This window comes from Thermoanaerobaculia bacterium (assembly GCA_035260525.1).
Classification (GTDB): Bacteria; Acidobacteriota; Thermoanaerobaculia; order UBA5066; family DATFVB01; genus DATFVB01.
The window spans coordinates 1-12,201 of sequence record DATFVB010000197.1 but is presented as its reverse complement, the minus strand read 5'-3'; the positions used below and the strand labels follow the sequence as shown (position 1 = coordinate 12,201).

Here is a 12,201-nt window from a genome sequence, read left to right as displayed (position 1 = left end):
ACAACCTGACACAATTCTGAGCGGCCCGCGCGGCGATGCATCGAGCCGGGCGGGCGCGTGGCAGCCGCCCGCGGGCTTAACGTACGCACCGGTACGCCGCGCCCGCGGGCCGGCTGCCCCGCATCCCGCCGGGCTCGCGCCTCGACGCGGCTCGGCGTTGTCGGTAGGGGAGAAGAAGGGCTCGCCACGACCGCCCTCGCGAAATCGCCGTGCTAGAATCCCGCCTCCGCCGCGTCCCCATAGTCTAGCGGTCAGGACACCGCCCTTTCACGGCGGGGACACGGGTTCGATTCCCGTTGGGGACGCCATTGTTTCGGCAGCACGGCTCGCGCTCGAGGCGCTCGACCGCTTGCTGCCTCTCAGATCGCGGACCTCCTCCTCGCCGGGCGCTTGCGCACGGCGCCCTGCGCGTTCATCCCGGCGAGGAGACTTTCCGCGATCTGGCCTGCGCCGCTCGCCCTCAGAGGGGCTCGACGACTCCGGCGCTCCCGGCCCCGGTCCGCGTTCGCGACCTCTCGGAGCTCGGATCGCGAACGACAACCAGGCACGTTCGTTCCGCGCGACTCGTCGAACGAGCGACTCGACCGCGCGGGCGCCACCCCCTCGCTCGCGCTTTCGCTCCGGCATCGCGGGAATCTCGGCTCGATTACTTCGCCAGAATTCGACCGCGATGCGGCCCCATGAAGCGTCTGACCGTAGAATTCCGACATGGAAAACGGCGAAGAACGTTCGATGGGTGTTTGCGTCAACTCCGCGTGCGACAAGTGCGACGAGGAAGTGCCGATCGCGGGAGACGGGACGGAGCGTTGCGAGATGTGCGGAGGGCCGATCCAGCCGAAGGTCAGAGCGCCCGGGGCGCCGTCTCGGCGTCCCTGAGCGCAGGAGCGCTCATCGCCGTGAGGGCGAAGTCCTCTCTCCTGAGCGAAGATCGCATATCCGTGAAGCCTTCCTTCGGCGCAATTCGACCTCCATCGGGTTCAACAGGGATCGTCGGCGAGCAGAAATCGCACGGTCTCCTCGGCGTCGGGTCGTTGACCGGCGAAGGCCGACGCCATGGAAACCGTTCGGCGAAGGATCGGCCGGGCATCATCGAGCCCGAGGCGGCACGAAAGGGTGTTTCGCAGGAGAACCAGCCGGGCGGTCAGCTATCGGATCGATCCCTACCAGATGTACGCGGCCACGGAGCCGGACGGCGTGATGAGGACGAAGAACTTCCTGATCCGGACCGACCGGCGCCTCCGCTTCCTCGACCAGCGGGAAGTCGTTTGCGACGCGGCGCCGCTCCGAGAGGACCCGGTCCGCGGGCTCGAGGACGCGCGTCTTTTCTCGCGGCGCGGCGACCCCGGCTTCACGTGCGTCACGACCGAGCACCATCCGGCGGGGCGGGTGCGAATTGCGCTCGCCTCGATCGGCGACGGAGGGTCCGGCGTCCGGCCGGTGGCGCTCTCCGGATTCGGCGACGACCGGCCCCAGAAGAACTGGCTCCCATTCACCGATCCCGCGACGGGCGACCTCCTCGCGGTCTACGGGTTCGATCCCCTGGTGGTCCTTCAGATCGCGTGCCCGATGCTGGTGGAAGATTCCCCGGTCGCGCTTCCGGGCCCCGGAGCGGTCGAGCCGAGAAGGCGAGCCGCGGAGGACACATCGCGGATAGTCTCCGCGAAGTAATCGAGCGGAGGAGGTCTGCGATGTGGGAGCGTAAGCGGACGCGCGGCGCGCGGGCCGCGGAAGCGACGTGGTGAGTCGGCCGGGGCTCGAACCCGGGACCCACGGCTTAAAAGGCCGTTGCTCTACCGACTGAGCTACCGACTCGGGGCGATCGAAAGTTTAGCAGGTTCCCCGGGCTCCCCGGAGCGGGAGCGCCCGGGGGCAGATCCTTCCCGCCTTCGCCAAGGCTTCGGCGCGGCAGGCCTCTTCGCTCAGGATGACATCGGATGGATTTTCGAGTTTCGAGGTTCGTGCTTCGAACGCCCGCCGCCCGCGATCACGCGACGGCCGGGGGAAGCCGGTCCCAGAACTCGTCGTGAGCGCGGAAGATCGTCTCTTCGCGGCGCGGGCCGGTGGAGACGGCGACCGCCGTCGCGCCGCAGAGCAGCTCGAGGAACTTGACGTACTCCTTGGCGTGGGCGGGAAGGTCTTCGAAGCGGGTGACACCCGTCGTGTCCGACTTCCAGCCGGGACAGCGCGTGTAGAGCGGCTCGAGATCCTCGACGTCCTCGACGTCGGAGGGGAATTCGAGGACGTGCTGTCCCCGCAGCCGATAGCCGACGCAGACGGGGATCTCGCCGAGCGTGTCGAGGACGTCGAGCTTCGTGACCGCCATGAAGCGCGCCCCGGAGAGCTCGACGCCGCTCCGGGCGACGACCGCGTCGAACCATCCGGTGCGGCGCGGGCGTCCCGTGCTCGTCCCGTACTCGTTGCCGCGCTTGCGGAGGAACTCGCCCGTCTCGTCCGAGAGCTCGGTCGGAAACGGACCGGCGCCGACGCGGGTCGTGTACGCCTTCACGACGACGAGCGACGCCGAGAGCGCCTGGGGCGGGATCCGGAGGCCGGCCGCCAGCCCGGCGCTCGAGCAGGTCGACGAGGTCACGAACGGGTACGTCCCGGCGCACAGGTCGAGCATCGCTCCGTGGGCGCCCTCGGCGAGGAGCGACCTGCCGTTCTTCAGGTGGCGGCGCGCCCGCGCTCCCGTGTCGTCGAGAAGCGGCAGCAGGCGCTTCGATTTCTCGCGGAGCTGGTCGAAGACCTCCGCGGCAGGGGGTGCGCCGGGCGTGCCGAGCGCGGCGGCGACGCATCCGATCTCCCGCTCGAGGCGCTGGATCTTCGCGAGCAGCGTGTCGGGGTGCCGCAGCGCGCCGGTCCGGATCCCCGTGCGGGCCGCGCGGGTTTCGTAGGCCGGACCGATGCCGCGGAGCGTCGTGCCGATCTTCCCGTCGCCGGCGGCGCTCTCGCGGGCGGCATCGAGCAGGCGGTGATAGGGAAGGATCAGGTGCGCGCGATCGGAGATCTTGAGGTGCCGTTCGACCTCGATCCCCGCCGCCTTCAGGCCGTCGATCTCCTCGAAGAGCGCGTCGAGATCGAGCACGACGCCGTCGCCGATCCACGCCTCGCGGCCCCGAATGACCCCCGCCGGCAGAAGATGGAGCGCGAAGTGGCGGTCCCCGAACTTGACGGTGTGCCCGGCGTTGTGGCCGCCGTGGTACCGCGCTACCGCGTCGTAGCGGTCGGAGAGAAGATCGACGAGCTTTCCCTTCCCCTCGTCGCCCCACTGGCCGCCGAGGACCGCAAGCGTCTGTATCCGTTGGTCAGGCACGCCGTGGCGAAGTATCGCACGGATCGCGCGCGGCGTTCTATCATCGGCGCATGCGACGCATCCGCCTGACCGGCGATCGCCTGACCCTCGACGACCTGGAAGCGATCGCATCGCGGGACGCGACGGTCTCCCTCTCTCCCGAGGCCCGGCGCAGGATCGCGGCGTCGCGCCGCGTCGTCGACCGGCTCGCGCGGCGGGGGACGGTCTCCTACGGCATCACGACCGGCTTCGGGAGGTTCTCCGACGTCGTGATCCCGAAGGACCGCCTCGCCGAGCTCCAGAAGAACCTGGTCCGCAGCCACGCGGCGGGGATGGGAGCGCCGCTTCCCCCCCCGTTCGTGCGAGCGATGATCGCTTTGCGCGCGAACACGCTCGCGAAGGGCTTCTCCGGGATCCGCGCCGCGACCGTCGAGGCGTTGCTCGCGATGCTCGCGGCCGACGTTCTCCCGGTCGTCCCGGAGCAGGGCTCCGTCGGCGCGTCGGGGGATCTCGCTCCGCTCGCGCACCTGGCGCTCGGGCTGATCGGGGAGGGGGATGCCTTCTGGCGTGGACGGCGGATGCCGGCGGCGCAGGCCCTGTCCCGCGCCCGCCTCGCCCCGGTCGAGCTCGGTCCGAAGGAAGGGCTGGCGCTCATCAACGGCGTCCAGATGACGTGCGCGGTCGGCGGGCTCGCGCTCGCCCGCGCGCTGCGGCTCGTCAAGGTCGCCGATCTCGCCGGCGCGATGTCGCTCGACGCCTCGCGGGGGAGCGACGTCGCCTTCGACCGCCGCATCATGGCCGCGCGGCCGCATCCCGGCGCGATCGCGTCGGCGGCGAACCTCCGGAAGCTGATGGCGGGAAGCGCGATCCGCGAATCCCACCGGAACTGCGGAAGAGTCCAGGACAACTACGCGCTGCGCTGCATGCCCCAGGTGCACGGCGCCGTGCGAGACGGCCTCGAATACGCCCGCCGCGCGATCGAGACCGAGATGAACTCCGCCTCGGACAATCCGATGGTCTTCGCCGGCCGGGGCGAGATCCTCTCCGGCGGCAACTTCCACGGCGCTCCCGTGGCGGCGCCGCTCGACCTTGCGGCGATCGTCCTGACCGATCTGGCGTCGATCTCGGAGCGCCGCGTCGAGAAGCTCGTCAACCCGTCGCTGTCGGGGCTCCCCGGCTTCCTCACCGAGGAGGGGGGGCTCCAATCCGGCTTCATGCTCGCGCAGGTGACGGCGGCGGCGCTGACGTCGGAGTGCAAGGTGCTCTCGCATCCGGCGTCGGTCGACTCGATCCCGACGGGCGCCGCCAAGGAGGACCACGTGTCGATGTCTCCGATCGCGGCGCGAAAATTCGCGGCCGTCGTCGACAACGTGACGCGGGTGCTCGCGATCGAGATCCTGGCGGCCTGCCAGGCGCTGGACTTCGCCAGGCCTCTGAAAAGCTCCGCGCCGATCGAGGAGGCGCGGAGGATCGTGCGCCGGCGCGTCAAGACCTGGAAGAAGGACCGCTTCATCGCGCCGGACCTCGAGGCGGGGGCGGAGCTCGTCGACGGCGAGCTCGGCGCGTTCGCCGAAGATCTCCTCTGACGCGAGCCGGTTCCGCTCCGTAGAGAGACGGGAGCAAACGCGAGGGCGCCTCGCGTTCCGGAATCGATGCAATTGCAGCAAGCTTTCGACAGCGAAGGCGGGGAAAATGCCTCGATGCGATCCATCCGCCTCGTCATCACGCTCGCTCTGCTGACGATCGCGAATCCGGCGTTGCGAGCGGCGGGCCGGGCCTGGACGTCGAGCGGGCCCGGCGCCGCGACCGCCGCCGCGGTGGATATCGCCGATGCGCGCACGGTGTGGACCGCCGTTCCGGCCTCGACCGGGGTGACGGAGATCTTTCAGAGCGACGACGGCGCGACGACCTGGCGACCCGTGGGGACCGTGCCCCTGTCGTGGGTCACGCGCTTTTCCCCCGGCCTTTCCGGCATCCTGTACGCCGCGGGGTACGAGACCGTCAACGGCGACTTTCCCGTTTCCTTGCCGGCGATCGCGAAATCGACCGACCGCGGGGCCACCTGGCGCGTCGTCTACACGAGCGGCTTCTGCGATGTCGTTCCGGTTCTCGAGGTGGATCCGCGGGATCCTTCGGTGGCGTTCGCCGCCGACGACATTTCGTGCCACGGCTTCGGGGGCACTCTCCTCCGGACGACGGACGGAGGTGCGGCCTGGAGTTCGATTTCGCCGTCCTTTCCGCCGGGGGTATTTCCGGACGTGAGCGGTTTCGCTCTCGCGCCTTCCGATCCGAGCGTCCTTTACCTCGTCCAGGGCGGCGGCTGGCGAAGCGACGACGGAGGGGAATCCTGGACGGCGATCCCTTCGCCCGGCGGCTTTCTGGCCGTCGACCCGGCTTCTTCTCGCCTCATTTATGAGGCGGATTACGTCAACGGCGGTGTCTTCCGCAGCGACGATGGAGGAATGACGTGGGCGCCGAGCGGGCTGACGGGCCGCGCGGGCATTCTGCAGGTCCTGACAGACCCGTTCGTTCCCGATTCGGTCTTCGCCCGGACCTGGACGGACATCTTCGCCTCCTTCGACCGCGGTGTGACGTGGCGGACGCTACCGGCTCTCGGTCGGACGATCAACGACCTCTCGGTCGCCGGCGGGCGGGTCTCGGTCGCGACCGACGACGGCGTATTCGTGTTCCACGACGTGCGGGCGACCGCCGTTCCTGCCACCGATCCCGCGCGGATCTCCGGGGCTGGGTGGACGACCGGTGGCCCACCGCTCGTATCGTCCGGGGAGGTCGCGGGCGTGGCGACCGACCCTCTGCGGCGCAACGTCGTGTATGCGAGCGACGGAAACGGATTCTTCGAAAGCGAAGATGCGGGGTCGCACTGGACTTCGCTGAGCGCGACGCCCCTGACCTCCGTCCTCGCGGTCGACGCGTCGAGCTCCGCCTACGCCGGAGCGCCGGGCGGAGGGATCGTCCGATCGATCGACCGGGGGCGCGACTGGGCCGCGGCGGACGACGGTCTGACGTGTCCCGCGATCTCGGATCTGGCCGTGTCGAGCTCGTCGCCGAACGTTCTGTACGCGGCGGCCGAAAATCCTTCCCACACCGAGCAACAGTGCGGCGGAGTCTTTCGAAGCGACGATTCGGGCGAGCACTGGCGATCGCTCGGGGATTCGATGGTCGCTGGCATCGCCGTCGACCCGTCGAATTCCGACGTCGCGTACGTGACGTCTTCCTATCCCTCCGCGAGCCTTGCCAGGACCGAGGACGGCGGAACGACGTGGTCGACGCTGCCGTTCACGCCGGGGACGAGCGCGGTCGCGATCGACCCGACGGATCCGGCTCACCTTTATGCCGTCGGCGTGCCGCTCGGGGCCCACGGGGCTCCTCCTCCCGCAGTGTGCGAGAGCCGCGACCGCGGCGACTCATGGGAAATTCTCGCCGTTCCCGAGGGGCAGCTCTTCTCGTTCCTTCTCGTCGATCCGGTGAACCCGGACGTTCTATTCGCGTCGAGCTCGGGGAATGTCGCCCTGGGCGGAGTATTCCGGAGCGGCGACGGCGGAGCGCACTGGTCGCCATTCGGTCTCGACGGCGAGCCGGTTGCTGTCCTTGCGATCGACGCGGCGGGACGAATTCTCCACGCGAGCGTGGCGGGGAAGGGAATCTTCGACAGATCGATCGGGCGGCCGACGATCGGTTCTCCAGCGGACGGCGCCGCCCGAATCCCGGGCTTGATCCACTGAAGCGCGGCGTTTCGCTAGAATAGCCGCGATGACCGCCGTCCACCCCGCCGTGCGCGCGGCGCGCGGAACCGCGCTGCGGGCGAAGTCGTGGCTCACCGAGGCGCCGCTCCGGATGCTCGAGAACAACCTCGATCCCGAGGTCGCCGAGAAGCCCGACGAGCTCATCGTCTACGGCGGCTCCGGCAAGGCCGCGCGCAACTGGGAGTGCTTCGAGGCGATCACGAGGACGTTGAAGCGCCTCGAGGCCGACGAGACGCTCCTCGTCCAGTCGGGCAAGCCCGTCGGCGTCTTCAAGACGCACGCGAACGCGCCGCGGGTCCTCATCGTGAACTCCATGCTCGTGCCCGCGTGGGCGACGGGCGACGAGTTCCGGCGCCTGGAAGGGCTGGGCCTGACGATGTACGGCCAGATGACCGCCGGCTCCTGGATCTACATCGGCTCGCAGGGAATCGTGCAGGGGACGTTCGAGACGCTCGCCGAGGCGGGGCGCCGGCACTTCGGCGGCGAGCTCTCCGGGCGGCTCTTCGTCTCCGCCGGGCTCGGCGGGATGGGAGGCGCCCAGCCGCTCGCCGCGACGATGAACGGCGCGACCGCGCTGCTCGCCGAAGTCGACCCGGCGCGGATCGAGAAGCGCATCCGGACCCGTTATCTCGACCACGCGATGACCGGCCTCGACGCCGCGATCGACCGGGCGCTGGCCTTCCGCGACGCCAGACGCGCCGTCTCGATCGGCGTCGAGGCGAACGCCGTCGATCTCCTGGAGCGGCTGATCGCGCGCGGGATCGTCCCCGATCTCCTGACGGACCAGACTTCGGCGCACGACGAGCTGACCGGGTACGTCCCGCACGGGATCCCCTACGCCGAAGCGCTCCGCCTGCGGGCATCGGACCCCGCCGGCTACATCCTCCGCGCAAAAGCTTCCATGGCGGCGCACGTCCGCGCGATGCTGGCGCTGCAGGAGCGCGGGGCCGTCACGTTCGACTACGGCAACAACCTGCGCGGTCAGGCGAAGAGTGCCGGGGTCGAGAACGCGTTCGACTTCCCCGGTTTCGTGCCGGCCTACATCCGGCCGCTCTTCTGCGAGGGAAACGGGCCGTTCCGCTGGGCCGCGCTTTCGGGCGACCCGGAGGACATCCGGACGACCGACCGCGCGCTCCTCGAGCTCTTCCCGGAGAACGCGACGCTTCGCCGCTGGTTGACGCTCGCCGAGGAGAAGATCGCCTTCCAGGGGCTGCCCGCCCGCATCTGCTGGCTCGGCTACCGCGAGCGCGACCGGGCGGGGGTGCGGTTCAACGACCTCGTCCGCACGGGACGCGTGAAGGCGCCGATCGTCATCGGGCGGGACCATCTCGACGCCGGCTCGGTCGCGTCGCCCAACCGCGAGACGGAGGGAATGCGCGACGGCTCGGACGCGATCGCCGACTGGCCGATCCTGAACGCCCTCCTCAACACGGCCTCCGGAGCGACGTGGGTCTCGGTCCATCACGGCGGCGGCGTCGGCATCGGCTACTCGATCCACGCGGGACTCGTCGTCGTCGCGGACGGCACTCCCGAGGCCGAGGAGCGGCTCCGCCGGGTGCTCACGAACGATCCGGGCACCGGCGTGATGCGGCACGCCGACGCGGGATACGAAAAGGCGATCGAGACCGCTCGCACGCGGGGGCTCGATCTCCCGATGTCGCGTTAGTGTCCCGAGTCGGGAATGCGCGGGCGGCCATAGCGCGCTGTGCGCGCTCACTTCAAATGCTCCCGGGCGGCCTTCGGGCAATCTGCTGCGCCGGCGCGACGAGGTCCCCGCGAAGGCGGGGATGGCACCGCATCGGCTTCATCGCGCCGACTTGTAGCTCACCCCGCGGCGCTCCGAACAAACGGCACGCTATTCCCAACTCGGGACACCGATGACCTCCGCCGTCTTTCTCCTCCTTTCTCTCGCTTTCGCCTCGCCCCGCTCGACCCCTTCTCCCGCCGCCGCGCGCCGCGCCGCCGAGCTCCGGCGCGGGTGGGCCGACCTCGACGTCCGGGCGCGTACTTTTCTCCGCGCCCCCGCCGTCGCGTCGTCGCTGCGGGGCGGCGGCGTCGCCGTCGACCGCTCCGCGCTCTTCGCGGCCGCCGAGAAGGCGCTCGCCGGCGGACGCGTGGGGTTCTCGCTGACGCTGGTCGACCCGAACGGCGATCCGGCGGCGTGGGCGGGCCGCGCCCCGACGTTCTTCCCGATCGGGGACCCGGCGGGCGCGATCTGGTCCGCCGATTCCGTCGTCTTCTTCCGAACGCTGTCGCTGTCGTTTCCGTCGGAGGGCCGCGCGGGGAAGCTCGTCGAGGGATGGCGGGTGGCCCGGGCCACCGACGGAGCGCGCCTGTCGCCGGAAGGCGCGGCGGCCTGGAACCCGGCGGGGACCGCGCTGTGGGGAGGAGTCGATTCCGCGCCGGTGGACCGCGACGCCCGCAGGCGCCGGATCGCCCGCGCGGTGTTCGTTGGCGGGGGCGTGCTGCTCCTCGTTCTCTCGATCGTCCTTTCGCCGGGAGGGACGGGGAACCCCCTTCGGCACGGCTCCATCGGGTCGGCGATCCGCGCCGGCGTCAATCGGCCGGCGATCCGCGCCAGCGCCATTCGGCCGGCGATCCGCGCCGGCGTCATTCGGCCGGCGATCCGCGCCAGCCTTGCTCTCGGGTGGGGAGCGGCGGGAACCGCCGCGCTCGTATCGTCGACGCTCAAGCTCGAGCCGGGCGACTACGTGCGCGAGCCGGCCGTGATCGCCGGGTTCGCGCTCTCGGCCGCCGCGGCGGCGCTCTTCTCGCGTTCCGTCGGGCGCGCGCGCTCCTTCGCCCTTCCGGCGGCGCTGGCGGCCGCGGGATTCGTCGTCGGCACGCTCCGCCCGACTCCGGCCGGCGTCGCCGTGGCATTTGCCGCCGCGCTCCTCGGGCTCCTCGCCGGCGGGCCGGGGTCGGCGCCGCTGCGCGTGTTCGGTGCGGCCGCGCTCTCGGCCGCCGCGCTCTTCGGCCCGCTCGTCCTCTTTCGGCAGGAGCGCGCCATCGCGGGACGCCGGGCGGAGCTTTCGGCCTCGCGGCGCGCGGGCCGTTCCCCGTCGCACGGATCGGCGGCCGCCGCCGCGGCGATGCCCGCGGCGGTCGCCCGCACGGCCGCACGGTTCGCCGGAGCGCGACAGCAGGACCTGACCGACCTCGCGTTCAGCCTGTGGAAGTCGACGGGCCTCGCCGCCGAGGCCCCGGTCTCCGGCGTCCGGCTCTGGCGCGAGGGACGGCTGGTTTCGCGGTTCTCCGCGGGGATCCCGACCGAGTCGGAGAAGGAAACGAGCGTCGGAGGCGAGACCGTCGCGATCGAGCGCCGGCGTGTCCGCCTTCCGTCCCAGGCGGAGTTCGCGCCGGGGGAGGCGCCGCTCGAAGCGGAGATCGAGACGGCGCAGTGGCCGGCCTGGCGGTCGCTTCCGGAGCCCTTCCGGGCGTACCGGGAGCTCCTTCTCGGGCTCGACGCGCCTCCGCCGTCGGACCCGCCGCGCGTCTCGGAGCGCTTCCTCGAGAGCCTGACCGCCGCGACCGCCGCCGTGGCCGCGTGCATCGCGCTCGCGGCGCTGGGCGCCGCCGCCCTGCTCCTCTCCGAGCGCCGCCGCGTGCACCTGCGGCCGTTGACGTTCCGGGGGCGGATCACGGCGCTCTTCACCGCGCTCGTCCTCGTGCCGTTCCTCGCGGCCACCATCTACATTCGCCACACGATGGCGGTCCGGCTGCGGCGCGAGACGCTCGCGCACGCGCAGACGGCGCTCGAGACGGCGCGCACGGTCCTCGACGACTACCTCTTCGCGGCGGGCACCTCCCCGGGCCGCCGCCAGCTGATCGACGACGACCTCCTGTCGTGGATGGGAAAGATCGTCGGGCACGACCTCTCGATCTACACGGACGGCCGGCTGTTCTCGACGAGCCGCCGGGAGCTCTTCGCGTCGGGGCTCCTCCCGGAGCGAATCGACGGCGGCGCGCTCGGGAAGATCCTCGGCGCTCCCGCCGGATTCGTCGTCGAGAGCCGCCGGGTGATGCATCGTCCCTTCGACCAGGTCGAGGCGGCCCTCGCGTCGATCCCGGGGCGCCTCTCGTTCACCGGTCCGGCGGTGCTCTCGATCCCGCTGCTGCCCGAGCAGCGCGAGACCGAGGAGGAGATCGCGCGCCTCTCGGCGAGCCTCACCCTCTTCACGCTCGCGGTCTTCGGCCTTTCGCTGCTGCTGGGCGCGCGCACGGCATTCCGCGTAACCGGCCCGATCGGCGACCTGGTCGAGGGAACGCGCGCGGTGGCCGACGGCCGGACGCCCGCCGTGCCGCTGCCGGCCGACGAGGAGCTCAGGCGCCTCGTCGAGGCGTTCCTTTCGATGGCGTCGACCCTCGAGAAGCAGCGCGAGGACCTCGCGCGCGCCCAGCGGCTGCGCGCGTGGGCGGAGATGGCGCGCATCATCGCGCACGAGATCAAGAACCCGCTGACCCCCATCCGCCTCTCGGCCGAGCATCTCCGCGAGGTGTGGAAGCGCGGCGATCCTTCGCGCGACCAGGTCCTCGAAGAGTGCGTGACGAACATCCTTCGGCAGACCGAGTCGCTCCGCGCGATCGCGGCCGAGTTCTCCGACTACGCGCGCCTTCCCGAGCCGCACCGCGAGCCGGTCGCGTTGAAGCCGCTCGTCGAGAGCGTGGTCTCGGGATATGCCGCCTCGCCGCGAATCCGCTGGGAGGTCGACGTCCCCGACGTCGAGGCGTCCGCGGACCGGAAGCTCGTCGCGCGCGCGCTCACGAACCTCGTCGGAAACGCCCGCGAGGCGGTCGGCGACGCGGGCGGACGGATCGCCGTCCGTCTCTTCGCCGCGGACGGCCGGTGGGTCTTCCGCGTCGAGGACGACGGCCCCGGCGTGGCCGTACCGGACATGCCGAAGCTCTTCGAGCCGTACTTCTCGTCCAAATCGGGGGGCAGCGGGCTGGGGCTCGCGATCGTCCGCAAGATCGCGCAGGAGCACGGAGGCGATGCGCGCGCCTTCCGGCTCTCGCCGCGCGGTTTCGCGGTGGAGTTCGACTTCGCGGCCGCGCCGGGAGGGCCGGCCGGCGAGTCGCCGGCTGCCGTTGGCGAGGCATGAGGCGCATGCCGTCGGCCTCCCTTGTCCCCGCGGGAGAAGGCGT

Annotated in this window: 6 protein-coding genes and 2 tRNA genes; 6 read left to right on the top strand and 2 right to left on the bottom strand. The window is 71.2% G+C overall.

What is annotated here, in order from left to right; translation table 11 throughout:
* Window positions 1-233 precede the first annotated feature (233 nt).
* Together VKH46_09860 and VKH46_09855 are read left to right on the top strand one after the other, a co-directional pair.
* A tRNA-Glu gene (locus VKH46_09860) sits at window positions 234-308 on the top strand.
* 805 nt (window positions 309-1,113) lie between these two features.
* Window positions 1,114-1,668, top strand: a complete 555-nt coding sequence (locus tag VKH46_09855) for a hypothetical protein (protein ID HKB71135.1) — start codon at window positions 1,114-1,116, stop codon at window positions 1,666-1,668.
* 68 nt (window positions 1,669-1,736) lie between these two features.
* Here the strand turns inward: VKH46_09855 and VKH46_09850 are convergent.
* A tRNA-Lys gene (locus VKH46_09850) sits at window positions 1,737-1,812 on the bottom strand.
* Between the two features lie 172 nt (window positions 1,813-1,984).
* Complete coding sequence (locus VKH46_09845; GenBank protein HKB71134.1) at window positions 1,985-3,313, bottom strand: adenylosuccinate synthase; 1,329 nt, start codon at window positions 3,311-3,313, stop codon at window positions 1,985-1,987.
* A gap of 50 nt (window positions 3,314-3,363) precedes the next feature.
* Here VKH46_09845 and hutH point away from each other — a divergent pair, with 50 nt between their 5' ends.
* The 4 genes from hutH (at window position 3,364) to VKH46_09825 (ending at window position 12,158) form a co-directional block, all read left to right on the top strand.
* Complete coding sequence (gene hutH, locus VKH46_09840; GenBank protein HKB71133.1) at window positions 3,364-4,878, top strand: histidine ammonia-lyase; 1,515 nt, start codon at window positions 3,364-3,366, stop codon at window positions 4,876-4,878.
* Between the two features lie 114 nt (window positions 4,879-4,992).
* Window positions 4,993-7,035, top strand: a complete 2,043-nt coding sequence (locus VKH46_09835) for a hypothetical protein (GenBank protein ID HKB71132.1) — start codon at window positions 4,993-4,995, stop codon at window positions 7,033-7,035.
* A gap of 28 nt (window positions 7,036-7,063) precedes the next feature.
* A complete protein-coding gene (hutU, locus tag VKH46_09830) occupies window positions 7,064-8,722 on the top strand; it encodes a urocanate hydratase (protein HKB71131.1) in 1,659 nt (552 codons plus the stop codon).
* A gap of 211 nt (window positions 8,723-8,933) precedes the next feature.
* Window positions 8,934-12,158: an ATP-binding protein gene (locus VKH46_09825; GenBank protein ID HKB71130.1), complete on the top strand. Its 3,225-nt coding sequence runs from the start codon at window positions 8,934-8,936 to the stop codon at window positions 12,156-12,158.
* The last annotated feature ends 43 nt before the right edge of the window (window positions 12,159-12,201 follow it).